This is a genomic window from Streptomyces sp. NPDC091371, from assembly GCF_040684275.1.
Classification (GTDB): Bacteria; Actinomycetota; Actinomycetes; order Streptomycetales; family Streptomycetaceae; genus Streptomyces.
This window is the reverse complement of the sequence record NZ_JBFBFP010000057.1, coordinates 21589-44546: the sequence shown is the minus strand read 5'-3', so window position 1 is coordinate 44546 and position 22958 is coordinate 21589. Positions and strand designations below refer to the sequence as shown.

The window sequence follows — 22958 nt, the reverse complement described above, 5'->3', positions numbered from 1 at the left end:
GAAGGCCATCGCGAAGCGACGCGACGACGAAGGAGGAGCGCCCTTTACAGGCCGGCCCGACACGGAAGGACCATGGGACTGACGGGAAACCCCCCAGGACATCTCTGATTCAGGCCAGGGCGGACCCCGCCGGCCGGAGTCCCGGCCCGCACCCGGGGGCGGGTGGGCAGACACCGCCCCACCACCACGCCCCGAGGGGGGAGAAGTCCCGCTCGCGCGTGGACTCGTACGCCCCCCGCCCCCTCAGAACGCCGGCCGCTCCGGGTCCAGGGTCGCGCGGCCCTCCGTGGGGGACGAGGCTTCCGCGAAGCGGCGTTGGGGGATGCGGCCCGCGCGGTGGGCCAGGCGGCCCGCAGAGACGGCGTCGCGCATCGCGGCCGCCATGAGGACGGGGGACTGGGCGCGGGTGACCGCCGAGGCGAGCATCACCGCCGCGCAGCCGAGTTCCATCGCGAGGGCCACGTCCGAGGCCGTGCCCGCGCCCGCGTCGAGGATGACCGGGACGCCCGCGCGCTCCGTGATCAGCTCGAAGTTGTGCGGGTTGCGGATGCCCATGCCCGACCCGATGGGGGAGCCGAGCGGCATGATCGCCGCGCAGCCCACGTCTTCCAGCTTGCGGGCCAGCACGGGGTCGTCGTTGGTGTAGGGGAGGACGGTGAAGCCCTCGTCCACCAGGATCTCGGCCGCGTCGAGGAGCTCCACGCCGTCCGGCAGGAGGGTCCGCTCGTCCGCGACCACCTCCAGCTTGATCCAGTCCGTGCCCAGCGCCTCCCGTGCGAGGCGTGCCGTCAGGACGGCCTCGCCCGCAGTGAAGCAGCCGGCCGTGTTGGGCAGGACCGCGATGTCGAGCTTCGAGAGGACCGAGAGGACGGAGCCCTGGACCGTGGGGTCCAGGCGGCGCATCGCGACCGTGGTGAGCTCCGTGCCGGACGCGACCAGGGCGCGTTCGAGCACGTCCAGGCTGGGGGCGCCGCCCGTGCCCATGATCAGGCGGGAGGAGAAGGTGCGGCCGCCGAGGGTGAGGAGGTCGTCTGCCATGGTGCGTCAGCCTCCCTGGACCGCGGTCAGGATTTCGATCCGGTCGCCGTCGCCCAGCGCCGTGGCCGGCCACTGCCCGCGCGGGACCACGGTCTCGTTGAGCGCGGCGGCGACGCCGGAGGGGGCGGTGGTGAGGGTGGCGACCACCGCGTCGAGGGTGGTGCCGGCCGCGACCTCGCGCGGCTCGCCGTTGACGGAGATGGTCATGCGTACGACTCCTGACGTGCGGGGGAGAACCGGCGGGGGGTGAAGGGGCGCGCGATCGGCGGTAGTTCGCCGGTCGTCAGCAGCTCCGCCATCACGTCGCCGGTGAGGGGGGTGAGGAGCACCCCGTTGCGGTAGTGGCCGGTGGCCAGGTGGAGGCCCGGCAGCTCGGTCGGACCGAGCAGGGGGGCGTTGTCGGGCGAGCCGGGGCGCAGGCCGGCGCGGGTTTCCACCAGGGGGAGTTCGGTGATGCCGGGCACCAGCTCGTGGGCGTCGCGGAGGAGTTCGTAGACCCCGCCGGCGGTGACGGTGGTGTCCCAGCCGAGTTCTTCGCTGGTGGCGCCGAGGACGAGTTCGCCGTTCTCGCGCGGCACCAGGTAGACGTGGCTGCCGCGTACGACGGCCCGTACGGTCCGCGACAGGAACGGCCCGTAGGCGGGCGGTACGGACAGCCGCAGGACCTGGCCCTTCACCGGCCGGACCGGGACCGCCGCCTCGGGCGGTACGCCGGGCAGCTTGCAGCTCAGCGAGCCGGCCGCCAGGACCACCTGCCGCGCGCGCAGCTCCGTACCGTCGTCGAGTACGGCGCCGGCCGCGCGGTCGGCGGTGACCACGAGCCGTTCCGCGTTCGCCCGGTGGATGATCACCCCGGCCCGCTCGCAGGCGGCCAGCAGGGCGGCCGCCAGGCGGCGCGGGTCGACCTGGTGGTCGCCGTCGACGCGCAGGCCGCCGCGTACGCCCGGGGCCAGCATGGGCTCCAGGCGGCGGCACTCGCGGCCGGTCAGCCACTCGGACTCCAGGCCGCAGCGGCGCTGCAGGGCGTGCAGCTCGCGCAGGTGCAGCCGGTCGTCGGCGTCGAGGGCGACGGCGAGGGTGCCGCAGGCGCGGTAGCCGATGTCGATGCCGCCGCTGGCTTCGGCGAGCTCGGCGGCGAACTCCGGATAGCGCTCGGCGGAGGCGAGGCCGAGGCCGAGGAGGGCTTCCTCGCCGTAGTGCAGCTCCGTGACGGGGGCGAGCATGCCGGCCGCGACCTGGGCGGCGCCGCCGCCGGGGGCCGGGTCGGCGAGTACGGTGCGCAGGCCGCGGGCGGCGGCCCGCCAGGCGGTGACCAGGCCGATGATTCCGCCGCCGATGACGAGGACGTCGGATCCGTTGGCGGATCCCTTGGCGGATCCCTTGGCGGATCCGGTTCCCGGTCCCGTTCGAGATGAGTGCATGGGCGTCCAGCCCCTCCCTTCGCCGGCATGACCCGGATCAGGTTCGTACGGTCGGAGGCCGTCCAGCCTCCCTCTCAGCCCGGTGCGCCGGACTCCCGCGATAGGTACGGTGGCCAGACTAACCCGGCCGCGGACGGCGGGTAAGGCGGCACCTATTCCTGACGGACCGTCAGGTGATTAGGGTGGCCGGGTGAGCGAGCAGACGGATAAGAATCAGAGCGGCGTCGTGATCGTCGGCGCCGGAATGGCCGGTGTGCAGACCGCGGTCGCCCTGCGGGAGCAGGGCTTCGCCGGCCCCGTGACCCTGCTGGGTGCCGAACCGCACCAGCCCTACGACCGGCCCCCGCTGTCCAAGGCGGTGCTGCTCGGCAAGGCCGAGGACTCCGCCTTCGACGTGGACTTCGAGGGGCTCGGCATCGAGCTCAGGCTCGGCACCGAGGTCACCGGGCTACGGGCCGCCGAGCGCGAGCTGGACACCGAGGCGGGCCCGGTCCCGTACGAGACCCTCGTGCTGGCCACCGGAGCCGAACCGCTGACCCTGCCGGGGACCGAGGGCGTCGCGGGCGTGCACCTGCTGCGCACCCTCGACGACGCGGCCCGGCTGCGCCCGGTCCTGGCGGCGGCCCCTTCGGTCGTGGTCGTGGGGGCGGGCTGGATCGGCGCCGAGTTCGCCACCGCGGCCCGGGAGGCGGGATGCGCGGTGACCGTGGTCGAAGCCGCCGACCGGGTGCTGGCGGGGGCGCTGCCGGAGGAGGTCGCCGCGCCGATGGGGCGCTGGTACGCGGAGGCCGGGGCCGAGCTGGTCACCGGCGCGAAGGTCGCGGGGGTCGAGGCGGGGCAGGTGCTGCTCGCGGACGGCCGCGTGCTGCCGGCGGGCGCGGTGGTGGTGGGCATCGGGGCCAGGCCGGCCACGGGGTGGCTGGCCGGGAGCGGGGTCGAGCTCGGGCCGGACGGATCGGTCACCGCCGACGCGTACCTGCGTACGTCCGTTCCCGGGGTGTACGCGGTCGGCGACTGCGCGTCCTTCCCCTCGGGGAGGTACGGGACGCGGCTGCTGGTGCACCACTGGGACAACGCGCTGCAGGGGCCGAGGGCGGTCGCGGCGAACATCCTGGCGGGAGCCGGGGAGGAGCCGGCCGAGGTCTACGACCCGGTTCCGTACTTCTGGTCGGAGCAGTTCGGGCGTTTCGTGCAGTACGCCGGGCATCACGGCGGGGCGGACGAGATGCTCTGGCGGGGGGATCCGGACGGGGCGGCGTGGTCGGTGTGCTGGCTGCGGGGCGGGGTGCTGGTGGCCGTGCTGGCGGTCGGGCGGCCGCGGGATCTGGCGCAGGGGCGGCGGTTGATCGAGACGGGGGTTCCCGTCGACCCCGCCAAGGCGTCCGACCCTGCGGTTCCGCTGAAGTCGGCCGTGGCGTAGCCGCCGGTCGGTCAGGGGGCGAGGTCGGGGGGCCGCTGCGCGGAGCTGTCCCCTACCCGCCCTTCCACCGTTCCCCGGGCCCTGCCCGGAGCCCGCGCCTCAAACGCCGGCGGGGCTTGAAGATCGGGGCTCCGCCCCGGACCCCGCTCCTCAAACGCCGGAGGGGCTGGATGTGGCGGCGCGACCCGGACGGGTTGGCTCAGGTACCGGCGGCGGAGCCGAGATGGCAGGCTTGGGGCTGTGACCGAGATTGACGTAAAGATCGATGCCCTTGTCCCCTCGTGGCTGTACCTCCCCGACATCGCGGAGATGCTCGACATCGAGGTGACCCGGGTCCGCCAGATGGTCAAGGAAGGTCAGCTGGTCGCCGTACGCCGCGGCGAGAACCGCTCCCTCCAGGTGCCCGCCCCGTTCATCGACGGGGACAAGGTCGTCAAGGGCCTGGTCGGCCTGCTGACCGTGCTCCGCGACGACGGCTTCTCCGACGAGGAGATCCTGGAGTGGATGTTCACTCCGGACCCGACCCTGCCCGGCACCCCCGCGCAGGCCTTGAGCGAGAATCGCGGCACGGAGGTGAAGCGCCGCGCTCAGGCGCTCGCCCTCTGACCTGATCCGATCCGCATTCCGCTCCACCGCGGTGTACGGGCGCACGTGCCCGTACACCGCCTCCATCCCCGGGGGTACACCCATGCAGCAGCTGTCCGACGCCCGGCTCTACCTGTGCACGGACGCCCGCAAGAAGCAGGGTGACCTTCCCGAGTTCCTGGACGCCGTGCTGGCCGGCGGCGTGGACATCGTCCAGCTCCGGGACAAGGGCATGGAAGCCGGGGAAGAGCTCGAGCACCTCCAGGTGTTCGCCGAGGCCGCCCGGCGGCACGGCAAGCTGCTCGCCGTGAACGACCGTGCCGACGTCGCCCACGCCATCGGCTCCGACGTGCTGCACCTCGGTCAGGGCGACATCCCCGTCCCCGCCGCGCGGGCCATCCTCGGCGAGAACGTCCTGATCGGCCGCTCCTGCCACGCGGAGGCCGAGGTAGACGCGGCCGCCGCCGAGCCCGGCGTGGACTACTTCTGCACCGGACCGTGCTGGCCCACCCCCACCAAGCCCGGCCGCTACGCCCCCGGCCTCGGGCTCGTCCGGTACGCGGCCTCGCTGGAACAGGACCGCCCCTGGTTCGCCATCGGCGGCATCGACGCCACGAACCTGGACGAGGTGCTCGACGCCGGAGCGACCCGTGTCGTGGTCGTCCGCGCGCTCACCGAGGCCTCCGACCCGGGCGCGGCCGCAGCCGAGCTGGCCAAGCGCGTTCGGGCCCGTCTCGGCTAGGGGCCGAGGCGGGGTGTCCAAAAGCGTGTCCAATAGACGGACACCACTTCGGGCTGCGCCACCCCGCGTCTAACCTGCCCGTATGGCCTTTGGTACCGCTTCCACCTGGTCGGACCGTGCACACACGGTCCGCGACCTCCTCGCGTCCGGGCGCTCCTACTCCTTCGAGTTCTGGGCCCCGAAGACCGAGAAGGGCGAACGCAACCTCTGGAACGCGCTGCGCCGGGTGGAGGCGGTGGCCCCCAGCTTCGTCTCCGTGACCTACGGAGCCGGCGGCTCCACCCGCGGCGGCACCGTCAAGGCCACCGAGCAGATCGCCTCGGACACCACCCTGACCCCCGTCGCGCACCTCACCGCCGTGGACCACTCGGTCGCCGAGCTGCGCAACGTCATCGGCCAGTTCGCCGACGCCGGGATCCGGAACATGCTCGTCCTGCGCGGAGACCCGCCGGGCGACCCCATGGGCGAGTGGGTGGCGCACCCCGACGGCATCCACTACGCGGCCGACCTGGTCCGCCTCGTCAAGGAGTCCGGCGACTTCTGCGTCGGCGTCGCGGCCTTCCCCGAGATGCACCCGCGTTCGACGGACTGGGACACGGACATCCGGCACTTCGTGGACAAGTGCCGCGCCGGCGCCGACTACGCCATCACCCAGATGTTCTTCGATCCGGAGAATTATCTGCGGCTGCGCGACAGCGTCGAGAAGGCGGGCTGCGAGACCCCGATCATCCCCGAGGTCATGCCTGTTGTGGGTATCAGGCAGCTCGACCGACTGCCCCAACTCAGCAACGCGGTCTTCCCCGCGGACGTGAAAGAGCGCATGCTCGCCGTCAAGGACGATCCCGCCGCTGTACGCTCCATTGGCATCGAGTTCGCCACGGAGTTCTGCGCGCGGCTGCTGTCCGAGGGTGTACCGGGGCTGCACTTCATCACGCTGAACAATTCCACGGCGACTCTCGAAATCTACGAGAACCTGGGCCTGCACCAGCGGGCCTGACCGGCCGTACGCCAGGGGCGGCCGTACCGAGAGGGGCCACGCATGGGAATGACGGTCCTCTACATCGCGTTCGGCATCGTCGCGCTGTGGTTGCTCGCCGAGGTCCTGATGCAGTACAAGGCCCGGCTCCGCTGGCGCCTGCTCGCCTTCGCAGGGTTCCTCGGCGTGGTCGCCGGGGTGGTGCTGCCATCGGTGCCGGTCATCGGCGCGGGCGCGGCCATGTTCGCGCTCGGCCAGACGCTCGTCACGCTCTCCTTCCGCAAGGGCTTCGAGGCCGGCTGGGCGATTCGCCGCGGCGGGGAGCCCGTACGGCAGCAGTCCAGGCGGCGCCGCTCCGGCGGGCCGGTGCACCAGGAGCCGTCGCTCGAGGTCACCGGGCTGGAGTACGAGGACCGGGCCGCGGGCGGCCGTGGCCCGGACGCGGACCCGGAGGTCTACAGCCCGGAGCCGGTGCCCGAGGACACCGGGTCGTACGGGATCCAGAGCTTCGTGCCCGCGCAGCCCGGCCCCGATCCCGCGCAGACGGGGGCCTTCGCCTCGCCGTTCACCACGGGCGAGCAGGACGCCCACCAGTACGCCGCCTACTACGACCCCTCGCAGCCCCAGGGTGGCCAGGGCGGCCAGGGCGGCTACGACTACTACGCTGACGGCTACCCGACGGGCGAGCAGCAGCAGGTCTACGCCGCGTACTCGGACCCGTACATCGGCACCGGCGGCATGCCGCCGAGCACCGACCCCTACGCCGGCTACGCCCCGTACGGCGACTACGGGCAGCAGCAGTACTCCATGGACACCCCGCCCGGCGGCGTGTGGGTCCCCCAGCAGCGGACCACCGACGAGTACGGGCAGCCGTACCCGCCGGAGGACCAGCAGGGCTACCCGTACCCCTCCCAGGGGACCGGCGAGTACGAGCAGTACCGCTACTGAGGGCCGTACGGGGGCCCGTGGCTCCCGGGCCTACTGGGAGCCCCGGAACTCCGCGCCCTCCACGATCAGCCCCGCCACCAGGGCTCCGGTCATCCCGGCGTGCGGCAGTCCGCCGCCCGGGTGCGCCCAGCCGCCCGCCAGGTACAGGCCGGGCACGGCCGTGGTGTTGGCCGGGTAGAGCAGCCGGCCCCCGGCGCCCGCGAGGGCGGGCGGGGGCACCGAGCCGCCCAGCGCGCCGGTGGCGGCCTCGACGTCGGCGGGGGTGCGCACCTCGTGCCACAGCAGCCTCTCATGCAGCCCGGGAACGGCCTCGGCGGCGAGTTCCAGCAGTTCCTCCGCCCCGGGTGCCTCGGGCCCGCACACGGCGCTCACGGTGACCGCCTCGTGGTCCGGGTCGGGCCGGGTGGCGGGGTCGTCGGGGCGCAGCACGGTGACGTCCACGCCGGGCCCCTGGACGGGCGTGCCGTGCACCAGCGTGCGGTGGACGGCGTCGGCCGGGCGGGCCCCGCGCAGCGCGAGCAGCAGCGTGACCCGGCTCGGCACCGCGTCCCCGCGGGCGGGGACCGCCTCCGCGGGCCACGGCAGGGAGCGGTCGGGCAGCCGCCGCGGGTCGATCCCGCAGACGACGGAGTCGGCCTCCACCTCGGTGCCGTCGGCCAGCAGCAGCCCGGACGCCCGGCCGGCGGGCGCCAGTACCTCCCGTACCTCGGCGCCGAAGACGAAGGCGACCTTCCGCTCCAGGCAGCGCTCGTACACGGCGGTGGCCAGCGCCCGCATCCCGCCGCGCACGTACCAGCTGCCGAAGGTCTGCTCCATGTAGGGGAGCACGGCCGCGGAGCCGGGCGCGGTGGCGGGGTCGATCCCGTACGAGCGGACGAGGCCCGCCGGCAGCTGCCCGAGCGCGCCGCCCAGCTCCCGTTCGGCCACCTCGGCGAGGGTCGGGGTCCGGCGGCGCAGCAGGCCGCTCCTGCGCAGGGCGGGGTACGGGTCGGTGCCCAGCACCAGCCGGGCCTCGCCCGTGCGCAGCGGTTCCTCCAGCAGCGGGCGGCGGGTGGCGTCCCAGGCGTCCCGGGCGCGGCCGAGGAGGCCGTTCCAGCGCTCGCCCGCGCCGGGGCCGAAGGCGGTGTCGAGGGCGGCGGCGACTCCGCCGCGCGAGGCGCCCGGGAGGGTGACGTCGATGCCGTGGTGGGGCAGCACGTGCCGGACGGCCGGGTCCACCTGGACGATGTCCACGCAGTCCTCCAGGGACCGCTTGCCGGTCTTCACGAACAGGTCGCGGTAGACGGCGGGCAGGTGCAGCAGGCCGGGGCCGGTGTCGAAGGCGAAGCCCTCGCGCTCGTACCGCCCGAGCGCTCCGCCGTACGTCGCCCCGCGCTCGTACACCGTCACCCGGTGCCCTGCCACGGCCAGCCGGGCCGCCGTCGCCATCGCGCCCATCCCGGCGCCGATCACCGCAATTCGTGCCATGCGGCCGAGCCTATCGAGCCGCCTCAGCGGGGTGGCGGGGCCCCGGTGGCCTCACGGGCCTCGGAGGCCAGCCGTTGTTCCCCGCGGCGCTGGGCGCGGCGGCGCAGGAAGCGGCGGATCCGGGTCCAGAGGAAGATCAGCAGGGCCAGGCCGGCGGCCAGCAGGACGGCCGCGATGATCGCGGCGGCCTCGGGGTTGAACATCGCGAAGGTGACGATGCCGGCCACGCCCAGGTCCTCGGCGATGCTCACCAGGACGTTGGTGAACGGCTCGGGCGAGGTGTTGATCGCCATCCGGGTGCCGGCCTTGACGAAATGGCTGGCCAGCGCGGTGGAACCGCCGATGGCGCCGGCGGCGAGGTCGGGGAGCGAACCGCTCTGGCCGGCCAGCAGGGCTCCCACCACCGCACCGGTCAGGGGGCGGATCACGGTGTGGACCGAGTCCCATATGGAGTCCACGTACGGGATCTTGTCCGCGATCGCCTCGCAGAGGAACAGCACGCCCGCGACGATCAGCACGTCGGTGCGTTGCAGCGACTCGGGGACCTCGTCGGTCAGGCCTGTCGCGCCGAAGATGCCGAGCAGGAGGACCACGGCGTATGCGTTGATCCCACTGGCCCAGCCGCTGGTGAAGACCAGGGGGAGCACACTCACCTGATCATCATGCCGGAGCGGAACCGGGCGGCACAACGGTGAGGGGACGGACACCCAGCGGTGGCCGTCCCCTCGTTCACGTTGTTTCGGGGCTGTTGGCTACTGCCCCTGCTCGTCACGGCGGCGCTGCCACCGTTCCTCGATGCGGGTCATCATCGACCGACGCTGCCGGTTGCGGCCGTGGGCCGAACCGCCTGCACTGCCGGAGACGGGCTGCTCGCCAGGCTTGGGTGCCTTGCGCCAACCGGTGACCACGAGAACCGTACATCCCAGCATGACGAGGAAACCCACCACACTGATCCACAGCACGTTCGGAATGATCACACCGGTCATGAGGAGCGCGATACCCACCACAATGCCTGCGACTGCCTGGTAGACCCGTCGCCGGGTGTACGTACGCAGTCCGCTTCCCTCAAGCGCTGTCGCGAACTTGGGATCTTCGGCGTACAGCGCTCGCTCCATCTGCTCGAGCATTCGCTGCTCGTGCTCCGAGAGCGGCACGGGAGTCCTCCTCATCCGTCGGTCGCGGGGGGTAGCGACCAGGGGTCCCCTTCAGGATAGGCGGGGAACCGCCCCCGTGATACCCGCCCTCTACGCCACGTTCCTAAAAAAGCACTGCCGGGAAAAAACTGTGCGAACCGCACGGCCTGATTCCGGCCACTGAGGCGCTTATTCCCCAATGATCCGTCCGCCATGCCGGTCGGTGACCCGATCATACGGGGCCGAACGCGATAGCGGAGGGTGTGTGGCCGACTCCATGCGCGGAGGATCAGCAGATCAGGCCTGCTTCTCGCCCAGAACGTGCAGCTGCGTGGCGACCGCGTGGAAGGCGGGGAGCTCCGCGGCGGCCTCCTCCAGACGCAGCAGGGCCTCCACCGCGCCCGGCTCGGTGTCCACCAGGACGCCCGGGACGAGGTCGGCGAAGATCCGTACGCCGTGCACCGCGCCGACCGCCAGACCGGCCCCGCCGACCAGCTCGGAAAGCTGTTCGGCGGTGAAGCGGCGCGGTACCGGGTCGCCGGAGCCCCAGCGGCCGGCCGGGTCGGTGAGGGCGGTACGGGCCTCGGTGAAGTGGCCGGCCAGCGCGCGGGCGAGCACGGCCCCGCCGAGGCCGGCGGCGAGCAGGCTGAGCGTGCCGCCGGGGCGCAGGGCCGCCACCGCATTGGCCACGCCCTCGGCCGGGTCGTCCACGTACTCCAGCACGCCGTGGCAGAGCACCACGTCGTACGCGTCCCGCTCGACGACCTCCAACAGGCCCTGGGCGTCGCCCTGGACGCCGCGGACCAGGTCGGAGAGACCGGCCTCGGACACCCGGCGCTCCAGCCCGAACAACGCGTTCGGGCTGGGGTCGACCACGGTGACCCGGTGGCCCAGGAGGGCCACCGGCACGGCGAACTTGCCGGTGCCGCCGCCGGTGTCGAGCACGTCCAGCACATCCCGCCCGGTCGCCTTCACCCGGCGGTCGAGGGCCTCCTTGAGGACCTCCCACACCACGGCGGTGCGGAGGGAGGCACGGGGGCGGGAATTGTCCGACACGGCTGATGGCTCCTCGGCGCGCTAGGGAAGGGGTGGGCGTCAGTGCCCCACCCGGCCCCACCCTATTGCCTTCCGCGGCCCGTCAGCTCATCCCGCGTCGGGACGCTCCGGACGCGGACCCGGCACGGGCCCCGGCAGGCTCTGCGCCGGCGGCCGGAGGGCGAGCATCCGCTCCACCAGGCGCAGGAACATCGAGGCGGCGCGCACCAGATCGTCCGCGTCCCGGCTGCTCGCCGCGCCCGCTATGCCCGCCTCGGCCCGGGCCCGGCGCGCCGCGCCGGAGGCGAAGAGCGCGCTCCACTCGGCGAGTTCCGGCGCTATCTCCGGGAGGACCTCCCACGCGCTGCGGATCCGGGGCCGCCGCCGCGGGGTGACCGGTTCGGGCCGGCCGCGCGCGGCGAGCACGGCCGCGGCGGTGCGCAGCGCGGCGAGGTGGGCGGTGGCGTACCGCTCGTTGGGCCTGGTCAGCCGGGCCGCCTCGGCCAGGCCGCCGCGGGCCTTCTCGAGCAGGTCGAGCGCGGCCGGCGGAGCCGCCGACCTGCGCGGGACGGGATGGACAGGGGACGGGGACGGTGTGGCCATGACGAACCTCCTGTCGATGCCTTGCACGGTGCTTTCTGCCTTGTCCCCATCGTGACGGGCCCCACTGACAATCGCGCTGACCTGCGCTTTCACGCTCCACGGCGGGGCAACTGCCCCCTCCTGCACCGGCGGTGCGGAAAGGGATGCTAGTTTTTGAACTGACCGGTCAGTTCAAAAGAGGGGGGACGGCGTGGACAGCCCGCACGGCGCGGCCGTCAAAGCCGAGAATTTCGGACTCAAGGGCCCGCGCGGCTGGGCCTTCCGGGGAATCGGCGTCGACGCGGCGCCCGGCTCGCTCATCGCGGTCGAAGGCCCCTCCGGCAGCGGCCGCACCTGCCTGCTCCTCGCGCTCACCGGACGGATGAAGGCCACCGAGGGCCACGCCGAGACCGGCGGCCACCGGCTGCCGAAGCGGATGACCGCAGTCCGCAGGATCGCCGCCCTCGGCCCGGTCAACGGGGTCAACGAGCTCGACCAGGCCCTCACCGTCGCCGAGCAACTGCGCGAAGGCGCCCTGCTCCAGCGCCGCTACGAAGGCTCCGTCCGCGCCCTGCTGCGCCCCCGCGAAGAGCGCAGCGCCGCGACCGCGGCCCGCATCGACGCCGCGCTGGCCGCCGCCGGGCTGGACCTCGCCACCCTGCCGAAGGGCGCGCGCACCTCCGTACGGGACCTGGAACGACTGGAGTCCGTACGGCTGTCCGTGGCCATCGCCCTGCTGGGTGCGCCGCGGCTGCTCGCCCTGGACGACCTCGACCTCAAGCTCTCGGACGCCGAACGCGAGCAGGCCTGGGCCCTGCTCCGCGGGATCGCCGCCGCGGGCACCACCGTCCTCGCGGTGTGCAGCGAGGCCCCGGCGGACGCCACGGTCCTGCGGACCGGCCCCGCCGACGCGAGCAGCACCGGCGACGACGCCGGCACCGACAACGACACCGAAGACACGAAGGGGGCGGACGATGCGCTCGCCGAAGCTGGCCGCGCTTGAGCTGAAGCGGTTCGGGCGGGGGAAGCTGCCCCGGGCCGCTCTCGTCGCACTGCTCCTGCTGCCGCTGCTCTACGGGGCCCTGTACCTCTGGTCCTTCTGGGACCCGTACAGCCGTCTCGACAAAGTGCCCGTCGCCCTCGTCAACTCCGACAAGGGCGCCACCGTCGAAGGCAGGCGCATCGACGCGGGCGACGAGATCACCAAGAAGCTCCACGACAGCAAGACCTTCGACTGGCGCGAGGTCAGCGCCGAGGAGGCCGCCAAGGGCCTGGAGAACGGGACGTACTACCTGTCCCTCACCATGCCCGCCGACTTCAGCGAGAAGATCGCCTCCAGCTCCGGCGCGGACCCCGCCACCAGCGCGCTCCACGTCCGCACCAACGACGCCAACAACTACATCGTCGGCTCGATCTCCCGCACCGTCTTCTCCGAGGTCCGCTCGGCGGCGTCCACCAACGCCTCCCGCGGCTTCCTCGACAAGATCTTCGTCTCCTTCTCCGACCTCCACGACAAGACCGCCGAGGCCGCCGACGGCGCCGACAAGCTCAAGGACGGCGCGAGCAAGGCCCAGCAGGGCGCCAAGGAGATCGCCGACGGCCTCGACACCGTCGAGGAGAAGAACGGCGAGCTGACCGGCGGGCTGCGCAAGCTCAACTCGGCCGCGGCCAAGCTCGCGACCGGCACGAAGGACATCGCCGCCGGCACCCAGCAGGTCCAGGACAAGGTCACCGGCACCGCCGGCCAGGTCCGCCCGTACCTCGACAACCCCAAGCAGGTCGCCGACGCGGCCCTGCTCGTCGCGGACACCGCCAAGGTCGTCAACAACCACCTCGAGACCTTCGGCAAGAAGGCCCCCGCGGCCGCCAAGGTCAGCAAGCAGGCCGCCGCCCTGGCCGCCGACACGTACACCCGCACCTGCACCGGTTCCGCGCCCAAGCCGCTGCCCGCCGCCTGCGCCGACATGAAGAAGCTGAAGGACGCCACCGCCGAGGCCGCCCAGCTCACGGGCGACGTCGACACCCTCGTCAAGGACTCCAACGGCGACCTGGCCGCCCTCCGCAAGCAGCTCACCGACCTGGAGGCGAAGGCCCGCAAGCTCGCCGTCGGCGCCCCCGGCCTCGCCGGCAAGCTCGACCAGGCCGTCGCGGACGTCAAGGCCCTCAACGACGGCGCCCACAAGGTCGCCACCGGCATGGGCCAGCTCCACGCCGGCCTGGGCAAGGCCACCGACGGCTCCGCGGCCATCGGCGAGGGAGTCGGCAAGATCGGCGACGGCGCGCACAGCCTGAGCGGCGGCATCTACAAGCTCGTCGACGGCAACGGCGCCCTGGCCGACGGCCTCCACCAGGGCGTCGACAAGATCCCGGACTACGACGAGCAGCAGCGCGACACCCGCACCGAGGTCATGGCCGACCCGATCCGGCTCGCCAACCAGTCCCTGCACAAGGCACCCAACTACGGCACCGGCTTCGCCCCCTACTTCATCCCGCTCTCCCTCTGGGTCGGCGCGATGGTCGCCTACATGCTGATCGCCCCGCTCAACAAGCGGGCCCTGGCCGCCGGCGCCTCGCCCTGGCGGATCGCCCTCGCCGGCTGGCTGCCGGTGGCGGGCCTCGGCGCGGCGCAGGTGGGCGCACTGATGTCCGTACTGCACTGGGGCCTCGGCCTGGAGATGGCCCACCCGGCCCTCACCATCGGCTTCCTGATGCTGGTCACGGGCTGCTTCGCGGCGATCGTGCAGTGGCTCAACGCCAAGTTCGGCGCCGCCGGGCGGATCCTCGTCCTCGCCGTGCTGATGCTCCAGCTGACCTCGGCGGGCGGCACCTACCCCGTGCAGACCAGCCCCGGCTTCTTCAACGCCATCCACCCGTACCTGCCGATGTCGTACATCGTCGAGGGCCTGCGCCACGTGATCAGCGGCGGGCCGCTCACCGTGGTGTGGCAGGGCTGCGCGGTCCTGGTGGCCTTCACGGTCGGAGCCCTCGCGCTCACCTCGCTCGCCGCGCGCGGCAAGCAGGTGTGGACCATGGACCGGCTGCACCCCGAACTGAGCCTGTAGAGAGCCGTTGACCTGTGAGAATCAGCGCCATGGAAAGCAGCACCGGTACAAGCGCGGGCGGCGCCCGACGCCAGGCCACCCGGCAGAAGCTCTACGAGGCGGCCGTCACCCTCATCGCCGAGCAGGGCTTCTCGGCGACCACCGTCGACGAGATCGCCGAACGGGCGGGAGTGGCGAAGGGCACCGTCTACTACAACTTCGCCAGCAAGAACGACCTCTTCGAGGAGCTGCTGCGGCACGGCGTCGGACTGCTGACCGCGTCCCTGCGGGAGGCGGCGGAATCGACCGAGGCGCGCGGAGGCACACGCGTCGAGGCGCTCGACGCGATGATCAGGGCCGGTCTCGTCTTCATCGACCGCTACCCGGCCTTCACGCAGCTGTACGTCGCCGAGCTGTGGCGGACCAACCGGACCTGGCAGTCCACGCTGATGGTGGTCCGCCGGGAAGCCGTGGCGGTGGTGGAGAAGGTGCTGCGGGAGGGCGTCGAGCGGGGCGAGCTGAGCGCGGAGATCGACGTGCCGCTGACGGCGGCGGCGCTGGTCGGGATGGTGCTGGTGGCCGCTCTGGACTGGCAGTCCTTCCAGCGCGAGCGGTCCCTGGACGACGTCCACTCGGCACTGTCGCTGCTGCTGCGGGGCCGGGTCAGCGGGCGCTGACCCCCGGTCGGCGGTGTCCGCGCGGGGCGCGGGCCCGTACAACTGGTGGGGCCGACCGCGGCGACTGAGTATCCGTACCTAGACGCGGAGATGAGTACGCGCGCGGATGGGCTCCCACCTGCGCGGACGCCAGACTGGGGGCAACGGACGGGAGACCCGGTCCGCACCGCCGACACGGGGCTGCGGAGCGGACCGGGGCCTCCCCGTCCGGTTACGGGGGCGCGACGACGGCGGGGCTCGGGGGGATCGAGCCTCGCCGTTTCGCGTGCGCGGGGGCCGGGTGCGGCGCCGCTGCCGGGGCTCCGCCCCGGACCCCGCGCCTCAAACGCCGGCGGGGCTGAAATTGCCCTGCGGGCAATCCAGCCGCGCCTGGCGGCACACACCAGCGAGATCCAGCCCGTCCGGCGTTTGAGGACCGGGGTCCGGGGCGGAGCCCCAGGGAACGGCGGAAGGGCGGGTGGGGGACATGCCCCGCAGGGCACGCCCCCCACCGTCAGCCGCGGCCGCGCAACGGCAGCCGTAGGCGGACGGCGGCCAGGCGGGCCGAGACGGCGGTGGTCAGCGACGACCACCGGCGCGCGGCCGCCCAGGAGAGGCGGGCCGCCGAGCGCGGGAGCAGCAGCGCCCGCAGCCGCGAACCGCGGGACGCCGCGGCCAGCAGGCCCGCGCGGGCCAGCAGGACGTCGTCCGCCAGGCCGGGGTACGAGGACTCCGCGCCCGGGGGCGCGTACAGCGACCGTTCCACCGCGCCCGCCACCCGGCGCACCGCGGCGGCGGCCTCCGCGTCCAGCCCGCCCAGGTCCGCCACGCGCGCGGCTGCCCGGCGCGGGGACAGCGCCCCGTCCGGCGGCAGGCCCACGTCCCACGCCGCGTCGCCCAGCTCCCGCCAGGCCGCCGGCACCTCGCCCGAGCCCAGCCGCCGCGCCCGGAGCCGGTTCCGCCACAGCATCGGCAGCAGCGGCAGGCCCAGCACCGCCAGCGCGGCCACCGCCCACACCGCGACCGTCGCCGCAGACGGCCCGCCACCGCCGGAGGAGCCCGGCTTCGGCGCGGCCGCACCGCACTCGCCGAGCTTCTTCAGCTCCGGCGGGCAGTCGTCCGCGGTGGACGGCGCCGCGGACGGCGCGGGCGCGCTCTGCGAGGGCAGCGGCGCCGGCGCCGACGGCTGGGACGGCTGCGTCTGCGGCCGGGAGTAGTCCGGCACCGTGATGCCCGACCGGGGCGTCGGCTCGAACCGGGTCCAGCCCACGCCCTGGAAGTACAGCTCCGGCCAGGCGTGCGCGTCCCGCATCGAGACGTTCACGCTGCCGTCGGCCTGCTTCTCGCCGGGCGTGAAGCCCACCGCCACCCGCGCCGGGATCCCCAGCGAACGGGACATCGCCGCCATCGAGAAGGCGAAGTGGACGCAGAAGCCCTCCTTCTCGGCGAGGAACCGGGCCACCGCGGCCGATCCCGTGCCGGAGGCGGTCTTCGTGTTGTAGCGGAAGCCGCCGGTCACCGCGAAGTAGTCCTGGAGCTTGACCGCCCGCGTGTAGTTGTCCTTCGATCCCTGCGTCACCTGGCGGGCCGTCTCGGCGACCACGGGCGGCAGGTTGTCCGGCAGCTTCGTGTACTCGGCGCGGATCGCCGCATCGGGTTCCGGGGCCTTGGAGAGCTGCTGCGCCGTGGGCTTCAGCAGCAGGCTCCGTACGGTGTACATCGCGCCCTGGACGTTCTGGAACTTGTCCTTGCCCAGCTGGTCGCCGACCAGGGTCCGGCCTTCCGGCTCGAACCGCCACTTCCCGCCGATGTCCACGCCCGTCGCCGGATACGGCATCGGCAGGTAGCGCTGGGTGTAGCTGTCCGCCGCCGAGACGCTGGTCCGCACCTCGGTCGCGCCCGCCCGGACCGCGGGGCTGAGCCCGGGAGGCGTCGGCAGCTGCTCCGGCACGTCGGTCAGGGCCCGCCCGGAGGCCTCCCACTTGACCCCGTTGAACTCGTCCAGGGCCAGGATCCGCAGGTACTGATCGCTCTGCTGCGGGCTGTCCGTGCGGTACTTCAGCACCACCCTGTTGTCCTGCGCGTTCAGGCTGCTCTGCAGGGACACCAGCGGGTTGACGGCCGAGATCGTGCCGCCCGCACCGCTGCCGCCGCCCTCCTCGCCCCGCGCGCCCAGCAGGCCGCCGCCCAGCGCGGGCAGCGCCGCCGGCACCGCCAGCGCGATGCCCAGCGCCACCGCGCCGATCCGCCGCCCGGTCCGCACCGGGGCCGTGGCCTGTCCGCCCGGAGCGGCCGCGAGGCCCGAGGCGGCCGAGACCCGCTCGCGCGGGGCCGCGCCGAAGACCCGGCCCCACTGGGCGAGCCGGTCGCGGCCCTCGGCCAGCAGCATCATCAGGTAGCCGCAGCCCGCCAGCAGGAAGGAGAACCAGGACGACTTCCCGCCGCCCGACAGGCCCGCGGCCACCGAGTACAGCGCGAGCAGCGGCAGCCCGGCCGCCGCGGCCGTCCGCGCGGTCACCGCGAGGGTGTCCACCAGCAGCCCGATGAGCAGCACCCCGGACAGCAGCAGGAGCCGGATCCCGTCGGTCAGCGGGGCCGGGATCGCGAACTCGCTCACGTCCTGGACGCCCCGCAGGAACAGCCCTCCGAAATCCGTGACCAGGTAGGCCAGCGGCCCCTGCCCGGTCGACTCGCCCTTCCCCAGGAAGAGGAACGACAGCAGCACCAGGGACACCAGGGCCTGCGCGGCCACGGTCAGCGACCGGGCCAGCGGCACCCGCCGCGCCCCGGCCCCCACCGCGCTCTGCACGGCCAGCAGCACCGCCGCCTGGAGCAGCCAGCCCGCCGACTGCACCAGCGGGGTCAGCGACCACGAGGTGAGCAGCGTCGCCAGTGCCGCGAACACCGTCAGTCTCGCCCGCCCGCTCATCCGCGTCCTCCGGAGGTTCCCGTGCCGAGGGGAGCGGTCCCGGCCTGTCGCCACAGCTCGCCGAAGGCCACCCCGGGCGGGGCGGCCACCGCCGTCCAGCCCGCGTCGCGCAGCCTGCGCAGCCGCTCCTCGAGCGAGGGCAGGTCCTGCTGCCGCGCCGGCTGCCCGGCCCAGGTCGCCGAGTCCAGTACGAAAGCCACCGCGCCCCCGGCACGCTGGCGCATCTTCGCCGCCAGCTCTGTCTGTACGTCGTCCAGGTCCCCGAAGAAGGCGACGAGGAGCCCGTCACCGCCGAAGCCGCCGCCCTCGCCGGCGCCGCGCACCGCGTCGTAGGCCCGGGAGATCCCCGCTCCGTCGGAGTGCCCGATGACCGCGAGGGTGTCCATCATCAGGCCGGCGGCCTCCGCGGACTCCTGCCCGCCGGAGGAGAACCCTCCCGCGCCCTCGCCGGGCACCGAGTCCCCGGTATCCGTGAGCAGCCGCACCGAGAAGCCCTGCTCCAGCAGGTGCACCAGGGTGGAGGCGGCCGCGGAGACGGCCCACTCGAAGGCGGAGTCGGGGCCCGCGCCCTCGAAGGCGATGTCCCGGGTGTCCAGCAGGACGGTGGCGCGGCTGCGCTGCGGCTGCTCCTCGCGGCGCACCATCAGCTCGCCGTAGCGGGCGGTGGAGCGCCAGTGCACCCGGCGCAGGTCGTCGCCGCGCCGGTAGGTCCGCGGGATCACGTCGTCGTCGCCGGCCAGGGCCAGCGAGCGGCGGCTGCCGTCGCCGTAGCCGGAGGAGTCGCCCGCGAGCCGGACCGGCGGGAGGGGTTCGGTGCGCGGGATGACGGTGAGGGTGTCGTACGCGCTGAACGAGCGGGTCAGCTCGACCAGCCCGAAGGGGTCGGTCAGGCGCAGCTGGAGCGGGCCCAGCGGGTAGCGGCCGCGCAGGTCGGAGCGGACCCGGTAGGACACCTCGCGGCGCCCGCCGGGCTCGACGCGGTCCAGGACGAACCGCGGGCGCGGGCCCAGTACGTACGGCACGCGGTCCTGGAGCATCAGCAGTCCGGTGGGCATGCGGGACACGTTGTCCATGCGCAGCTGCACCCGGGCCTCGGAGCCCGTGGGCACCCGCCCCGGGGTCAGCCGGCGGCTGCCGGAGACCCGGTGGCGGGTGCGGTGCAGGGCGTACACGCAGATCAGCGGCAGGACGGCGAGCAGCAGGCCGACCCGCAGCAGCTCGCTCTGGCCGAGGACGTACGCGCACACGGCGGCGGCGATCCCGGCGGCCAGGAACGAGCGGCCCCGGGTGGTCAGGCCGGACAGTGACGCGCGCAGCCCGCCGACGCCGCCTCGGTCCGCGCCGTCGGCGCCGCCGGGGGCACCGGCGCCCATCAGAAGCTCCGGGTGCCCGCGCCGGGCGGCATCTCGCCGCCGGTGTGCGCGGCCGGCACGGGAGTGCGCTGCAGGATGTCGGCGACGACCTGCTCGGCGGTGCGCCGGTTGAGCTGGGCCTGCGCGGTGGGCAGCAGGCGGTGCGCGAGGACCGGGGCGGCGAGCGCCTGCACGTCGTCGGGCAGGACGTAGTCCCGGCCGGCGAGCGCGGCGGAGGCCTTCACGGCGCGCAGCAGGTGCAGGGTGGCGCGGGGCGAGGCGCCCAGGCGCAGGTCGGGGTGGCTGCGGGTGGCGGCGACCAGGCCGACGACGTACCGCTTGACGGGCTCGGCCACGTACACCTCGCGGACGGCCTCGATCAGCTTGACGATCTCGTGGGCGTGCGCGACGGCGGTCAGGTCGTCGAGCGGGGAGAGCCCGCCGTGCACGTCGAGCATCTGGAGCTCGGCGTCGGCGCTGGGGTAGCCGACGGAGACGCGGGCCATGAAGCGGTCGCGCTGGGCCTCCGGCAGCGGGTAGGTGCCCTCCATCTCCACCGGGTTCTGGGTGGCGACGACCATGAAGGGGCTCGGCAGCGCGTAGGTGGTGCCGTCGATGGTGACCTGGCGCTCCTCCATCGACTCCAGCAGGGCGGACTGGGTCTTGGGGGAGGCGCGGTTGATCTCGTCGCCGATGACGATCTGCGCGAAGATCGCGCCCGGCTTGAACTCGAACTCGCGGCGCTGCTGGTCGTAGATGCTGACACCGGTGATGTCGGAGGGCAGCAGGTCCGGGGTGAACTGGATGCGCTGCACCGAGCAGTCGATGGACTTGGCGAGCGTCTTGGCGAGCATCGTCTTGCCGACGCCGGGGACGTCCTCGATCAGCAGGTGCCCCTCGGCGAGGAGCACGGTCAGCGCGAGGCGGACGACCTCGGGCTTGCCCTCGATCACGCTCTCGACCGAGTGGCGCACCCGCTCCGCCGTGCTCGTCAGATCAGCGAGGCTCGCTCGGTCGTCGTACGTCGTCACCTGGTACTCCTCGGCCCAAAATCCAGGGCCGACGCCCTTGGCGCATGACCGGCCCACCCCGAAACACGGACGCCGGGCCCGGGGGGTCCCGGGTGGCGTCATCCCGCATTCTTGACGGCGTTAAGGGCTCGTGTCACTCAAGAGCTGGGATCGATCTCCCGCAGGAGCCCGCTGTGCACATCGAAGACGAAGCCTCGCACATCGTCCTTGTGGAGCAGGAAGGGGTTCGTACGGACCCGCTGCATGGACTGGCGGACGTCCTGGTCGACGTCGCGGAAGGCCTCGACGGCCCAGGCGGGGCGCTGGCCGACCTCGTCCTCCAGCTCGTGCCGGAAGTCCTCGGTCAGGCTTTCGAGGCCGCAGCCGGTGTGGTGGATGAGTATGACCGAGCGGGTGCCCAGGGCCCGCTGGCTGATGGTGAGCGAGCGGATGGTGTCGTCGGTGACCACTCCGCCGGCGTTGCGGATCGTGTGACAGTCGCCGAGCTCCAGGCCGAGGGCGGCGTGCAGGTCGAGGCGGGCGTCCATGCAGGCGACGATCGCCACCTGGAGGACGGGGCGGGCGTCCATGCCGGGATCGGCGAAGTGTGACGCGTAGGCACGGTTCGCCTCGACCAGCCGGTCGGTGACGGTGCCTCCGAGGGCAGCCTCGTGTGCGGACTCGGCGGGCACGGAGGGGGAAGTAGTCATGCATACGACGTTAGTGGTCACAGCTTGTGCAGGCATTGGGTGAGGAGGGACAAAGAACATCAACCGGCTTTGTTGTGAGCTAATCCACAGGGGTGAGGCGGGGGCGGCCGTCCGGGTGATTCGCGGCTTTTGCCGGTTCGCCGGGGGAGGGGCGCACCGTACCGGGGCGGTTCGTTGACCGCGGCGACCGTTGCACTAAAGTGACGCGAACCGGCCGGAGCCCGGCCCTCACCGGCCGCCCGGCCCCCTGGTAACACTCCGCGTGCGCGGCGCGGCGTATGCCTGCCGCGCCGTTATCTGAGAGGGCGCTTTGACTAGCGAGTCCCGACATGTCCCGGTGATGCTCCAGCGGTGCCTGGACCTGTTGGCCCCGGCGCTGGAGAGGCCCGGGGCCGTCGTCGTCGACTGCACCCTCGGCCTCGGCGGCCACAGCGAGGCCCTGCTGACGCGTTTCCCCGAATGCCACCTGATCGGCATCGACCGCGACAAGGAGGCCCTGCGGCTCTCCGGCGAGCGCCTCGCGCCCTTCGGCGACCGGGCCACCCTCGTCCACGCGATCTACGCCGACCTCGCCGAGGTCCTCGACGGACTGGGCATCCCCACCGTCCAGGGCATCCTCCTCGACCTCGGTGTCTCCTCCATGCAGCTCGACGAGGCCGACCGCGGGTTCGCGTACGCGCAGGACGCCCCGCTGGACATGCGCATGGACCAGACGACGGGCATCAGCGCCGCCGAGGTGCTCAACACCTACGCGCCGGGCGAGCTCGTACGGATCCTGCGCCAGTACGGCGAGGAGAAGCAGGCCAAGCGGATCGTGTCCGCGATCGTCCGGGAGCGCGACAAGGAGCCGTTCTCGAACAGTGCCCGGCTCGTGGAACTGATCCGCGACGCGCTGCCGCAGGCGGCGAAGCGGACCGGCGGCAACCCGGCGAAGCGGACCTTCCAGGCCCTGCGCATCGAGGTCAACGGCGAGCTGTCCGGGCTGGAGAAGGCCATCCCGGCGGCGGTGGACCGGATCGCGGTCGGCGGCCGGATCGCCGTGCTCTCGTACCACTCGCTGGAGGACCGCCTGGTCAAGCAGGTCTTCGCGGCCGGCGCCACCTCCACGGCCCCGCCCGGGCTGCCGGTGGTGCCGGAGAAGTACCAGCCGAAGCTGAAGCTGCTGACGCGCGGGGCGGAGCTGCCGACGGAGGAGGAGATCGCCGAGAACCGGCGGGCCGCGCCGGCCAGGTTCCGCGGGGTCGAGCGCATCCGGGAGGCGCGGCTGTGACCAAGGCCGCCGGGCCCGGACCGGGGAGGTTCGCCACGCTGACGCGCCGGGCGCGCGGCGCGCGGCCCGTCCGCCCTGCCCGCCCCGCCCGTCCGCGCCCCGGCGGGCAGGCGGCGCGGATGCCGTTCGTGCTGCTGGTCGTGGCGCTGCTCGGCGGCGGCCTGATCAGCCTGCTGCTGCTGAATTCCGCGCTGAACGAGGGGTCCTTCCAGCTGACCAAGCTGAAGAAGGAGACCACCGCCCTGACGGACGAGGAGCAGGCGCTGCAGCGGGACGTGGACGCCTACTCCGCGCCGGACGCGTTGCAGCGGCGGGCGCAGGAGATGGGGCTGGTCCCGGGCGGCAGCCCCGTCTTCATCGGCCCGGACGGCAAGGTCACCGGCACCGCCGCCGAGGCGGAGCCCCCGCCGGCCCCCACTCCGCCGGCCCCGGCCCCGCCGACGCAGCCCCCGGCCGGGCAGCCGCAGCCCCCGGCCTCGGGCCAGCCGCCGGCCCCCGCCTCCGGTCAGCCGAGTGGCGCCGCCACGGCGTCCGCGCCGGCGCCCGGCGGTGCCCCGCAGCCCACCCAGACCCCTGGAAGGTGACGCCGTGACCCGGAACCCTGCGGGGCCGTTCCCCACCCCGCCCTTCCTCCGTTCCCCGG

22 protein-coding genes and 1 riboswitch are annotated in these 22958 nt (G+C 73.5%); of the genes, 10 read left to right on the top strand and 12 right to left on the bottom strand.

The genetic code is table 11. The features are described from left to right. Positions 1-243 precede the first annotated feature (243 nt). From AB0O21_RS36075 to thiO, 3 genes are all read right to left on the bottom strand, one after another. Positions 244-1038: a thiazole synthase gene (locus AB0O21_RS36075; protein WP_365178756.1), complete on the bottom strand. Its 795-nt coding sequence runs from the start codon at positions 1036-1038 to the stop codon at positions 244-246. A gap of 6 nt (positions 1039-1044) precedes the next feature. Next, positions 1045-1245 carry a sulfur carrier protein ThiS gene (thiS, locus tag AB0O21_RS36070; RefSeq protein ID WP_365178753.1) on the bottom strand — a complete coding sequence of 67 codons (201 nt, stop codon included), beginning with the start codon at positions 1243-1245 and terminating at the stop codon, positions 1045-1047. After that, a complete protein-coding gene (gene thiO / locus AB0O21_RS36065; RefSeq protein ID WP_365178750.1) occupies positions 1242-2459 on the bottom strand; it encodes a glycine oxidase ThiO in 1218 nt (405 codons plus the stop codon). Before thiO ends, thiS begins: the two co-directional genes overlap by 4 nt. Next, positions 2457-2568, bottom strand: a riboswitch (TPP riboswitch). Its footprint overlaps the gene before it by 3 nt. Before the next feature lie 81 nt (positions 2569-2649). Here thiO and AB0O21_RS36060 point away from each other — a divergent pair. From AB0O21_RS36060 to AB0O21_RS36040, 5 genes are all read left to right on the top strand, one after another. Next, positions 2650-3879, top strand: a complete 1230-nt coding sequence (locus tag AB0O21_RS36060) for an FAD-dependent oxidoreductase (RefSeq protein ID WP_365178747.1) — start codon at positions 2650-2652, stop codon at positions 3877-3879. A gap of 240 nt (positions 3880-4119) precedes the next feature. Next, positions 4120-4485, top strand: coding sequence for an Rv2175c family DNA-binding protein (locus tag AB0O21_RS36055; protein ID WP_365178744.1), 366 nt, complete (start codon positions 4120-4122; stop codon positions 4483-4485). 82 nt (positions 4486-4567) lie between these two features. Continuing rightward, positions 4568-5206 carry a thiamine phosphate synthase gene (gene thiE / locus AB0O21_RS36050; protein ID WP_365178742.1) on the top strand — a complete coding sequence of 213 codons (639 nt, stop codon included), beginning with the start codon at positions 4568-4570 and terminating at the stop codon, positions 5204-5206. 82 nt (positions 5207-5288) lie between these two features. Then, positions 5289-6203: a methylenetetrahydrofolate reductase [NAD(P)H] gene (gene metF / locus AB0O21_RS36045; protein WP_365178739.1), complete on the top strand. Its 915-nt coding sequence runs from the start codon at positions 5289-5291 to the stop codon at positions 6201-6203. A gap of 42 nt (positions 6204-6245) precedes the next feature. After that, positions 6246-7130 (top strand): hypothetical protein, encoded by an 885-nt coding sequence (locus tag AB0O21_RS36040; RefSeq protein WP_365178737.1) that lies wholly within the window; start codon positions 6246-6248, stop codon positions 7128-7130. 30 nt (positions 7131-7160) lie between these two features. Here AB0O21_RS36040 and AB0O21_RS36035 read toward each other — a convergent pair whose 3' ends face one another. From AB0O21_RS36035 to AB0O21_RS36015, 5 genes are all read right to left on the bottom strand, one after another. After that, entirely contained in the window at positions 7161-8597 is a 1437-nt protein-coding gene (locus tag AB0O21_RS36035; RefSeq protein ID WP_365178734.1) for an NAD(P)/FAD-dependent oxidoreductase, read from the bottom strand. A 23-nt stretch (positions 8598-8620) separates the two neighbouring features. Next, positions 8621-9250 carry a DUF4126 domain-containing protein gene (locus AB0O21_RS36030; protein ID WP_365178732.1) on the bottom strand — a complete coding sequence of 210 codons (630 nt, stop codon included), beginning with the start codon at positions 9248-9250 and terminating at the stop codon, positions 8621-8623. Between the two features lie 99 nt (positions 9251-9349). Next, a complete protein-coding gene (locus tag AB0O21_RS36025; RefSeq protein WP_328790804.1) occupies positions 9350-9751 on the bottom strand; it encodes a DUF3040 domain-containing protein in 402 nt (133 codons plus the stop codon). 276 nt (positions 9752-10027) lie between these two features. After that, positions 10028-10786 (bottom strand): methyltransferase, encoded by a 759-nt coding sequence (locus AB0O21_RS36020; RefSeq protein ID WP_365178728.1) that lies wholly within the window; start codon positions 10784-10786, stop codon positions 10028-10030. An 87-nt stretch (positions 10787-10873) separates the two neighbouring features. Next, positions 10874-11368: an SAV_6107 family HEPN domain-containing protein gene (locus AB0O21_RS36015; RefSeq protein ID WP_365178725.1), complete on the bottom strand. Its 495-nt coding sequence runs from the start codon at positions 11366-11368 to the stop codon at positions 10874-10876. A gap of 190 nt (positions 11369-11558) precedes the next feature. Here AB0O21_RS36015 and AB0O21_RS36010 point away from each other — a divergent pair, with 190 nt between their 5' ends. The 3 genes from AB0O21_RS36010 to AB0O21_RS36000 are packed head-to-tail and all read left to right on the top strand — an operon-like array spanning position 11559 to position 15065. Beyond that, positions 11559-12350 carry an ATP-binding cassette domain-containing protein gene (locus tag AB0O21_RS36010; RefSeq protein ID WP_365178723.1) on the top strand — a complete coding sequence of 264 codons (792 nt, stop codon included), beginning with the start codon at positions 11559-11561 and terminating at the stop codon, positions 12348-12350. Next, positions 12322-14409 carry a YhgE/Pip domain-containing protein gene (locus AB0O21_RS36005; protein ID WP_365178720.1) on the top strand — a complete coding sequence of 696 codons (2088 nt, stop codon included), beginning with the start codon at positions 12322-12324 and terminating at the stop codon, positions 14407-14409. The genes AB0O21_RS36010 and AB0O21_RS36005 overlap by 29 nt, the downstream gene beginning before the upstream one ends. Positions 14410-14438: 29 nt before the next feature. Beyond that, on the top strand, positions 14439-15065 hold the full coding sequence (locus AB0O21_RS36000; protein WP_365178717.1) for a TetR/AcrR family transcriptional regulator: 627 nt from the start codon (positions 14439-14441) through the stop codon (positions 15063-15065). Between the two features lie 493 nt (positions 15066-15558). Here AB0O21_RS36000 and AB0O21_RS35995 read toward each other — a convergent pair whose 3' ends face one another. From AB0O21_RS35995 to AB0O21_RS35980, 4 genes are all read right to left on the bottom strand, one after another. Then, a complete protein-coding gene (locus AB0O21_RS35995; RefSeq protein WP_365178715.1) occupies positions 15559-17973 on the bottom strand; it encodes a DUF3488 and transglutaminase-like domain-containing protein in 2415 nt (804 codons plus the stop codon). Further along, positions 17970-19346 carry a DUF58 domain-containing protein gene (locus AB0O21_RS35990; protein WP_365178712.1) on the bottom strand — a complete coding sequence of 459 codons (1377 nt, stop codon included), beginning with the start codon at positions 19344-19346 and terminating at the stop codon, positions 17970-17972. Before AB0O21_RS35990 ends, AB0O21_RS35995 begins: the two co-directional genes overlap by 4 nt. Next, positions 19346-20356 carry a MoxR family ATPase gene (locus AB0O21_RS35985; protein ID WP_365178709.1) on the bottom strand — a complete coding sequence of 337 codons (1011 nt, stop codon included), beginning with the start codon at positions 20354-20356 and terminating at the stop codon, positions 19346-19348. Before AB0O21_RS35985 ends, AB0O21_RS35990 begins: the two co-directional genes overlap by 1 nt. A 137-nt stretch (positions 20357-20493) precedes the next feature. Further along, on the bottom strand, positions 20494-21045 hold the full coding sequence (locus AB0O21_RS35980) for a carbonic anhydrase (RefSeq protein WP_365178706.1): 552 nt from the start codon (positions 21043-21045) through the stop codon (positions 20494-20496). Positions 21046-21355: 310 nt separating this feature from the next. Here AB0O21_RS35980 and rsmH point away from each other — a divergent pair, with 310 nt between their 5' ends. Continuing rightward, positions 21356-22315, top strand: a complete 960-nt coding sequence (rsmH, locus tag AB0O21_RS35975; RefSeq protein ID WP_365178703.1) for a 16S rRNA (cytosine(1402)-N(4))-methyltransferase RsmH — start codon at positions 21356-21358, stop codon at positions 22313-22315. Next, complete coding sequence (locus AB0O21_RS35970) at positions 22312-22899, top strand: hypothetical protein (protein WP_365178700.1); 588 nt, start codon at positions 22312-22314, stop codon at positions 22897-22899. The genes rsmH and AB0O21_RS35970 overlap by 4 nt, the downstream gene beginning before the upstream one ends. Positions 22900-22958 lie beyond the last annotated feature (59 nt).

Bases quoted from the DNA above. Each gene is read 5' to 3' on its own strand.
- AB0O21_RS36075 (WP_365178756.1), bottom strand. From the start codon at position 1,038: ATGGCAGACGACCTCCTCACCCTCGGCGGCCGCACCTTCTCCTCCCGC.
- thiS (WP_365178753.1), bottom strand. From the start codon at position 1,245: ATGACCATCTCCGTCAACGGCGAGCCGCGCGAGGTCGCGGCCGGCACC.
- thiO (WP_365178750.1), bottom strand. From the start codon at position 2,459: ATGCACTCATCTCGAACGGGACCGGGAACCGGATCCGCCAAGGGATCC.
- thiE (WP_365178742.1), top strand. From the start codon at position 4,568: ATGCAGCAGCTGTCCGACGCCCGGCTCTACCTGTGCACGGACGCCCGC.
- metF (WP_365178739.1), top strand. From the start codon at position 5,289: ATGGCCTTTGGTACCGCTTCCACCTGGTCGGACCGTGCACACACGGTC.
- AB0O21_RS36040 (WP_365178737.1), top strand. From the start codon at position 6,246: ATGGGAATGACGGTCCTCTACATCGCGTTCGGCATCGTCGCGCTGTGG.
- AB0O21_RS36035 (WP_365178734.1), bottom strand. From the start codon at position 8,597: ATGGCACGAATTGCGGTGATCGGCGCCGGGATGGGCGCGATGGCGACG.
- AB0O21_RS36015 (WP_365178725.1), bottom strand. From the start codon at position 11,368: ATGGCCACACCGTCCCCGTCCCCTGTCCATCCCGTCCCGCGCAGGTCG.
- AB0O21_RS36005 (WP_365178720.1), top strand. From the start codon at position 12,322: ATGCGCTCGCCGAAGCTGGCCGCGCTTGAGCTGAAGCGGTTCGGGCGG.
- AB0O21_RS36000 (WP_365178717.1), top strand. From the start codon at position 14,439: ATGGAAAGCAGCACCGGTACAAGCGCGGGCGGCGCCCGACGCCAGGCC.
- AB0O21_RS35995 (WP_365178715.1), bottom strand. From the start codon at position 17,973: ATGAGCGGGCGGGCGAGACTGACGGTGTTCGCGGCACTGGCGACGCTG.
- AB0O21_RS35990 (WP_365178712.1), bottom strand. From the start codon at position 19,346: ATGGGCGCCGGTGCCCCCGGCGGCGCCGACGGCGCGGACCGAGGCGGC.
- AB0O21_RS35980 (WP_365178706.1), bottom strand. From the start codon at position 21,045: ATGACTACTTCCCCCTCCGTGCCCGCCGAGTCCGCACACGAGGCTGCC.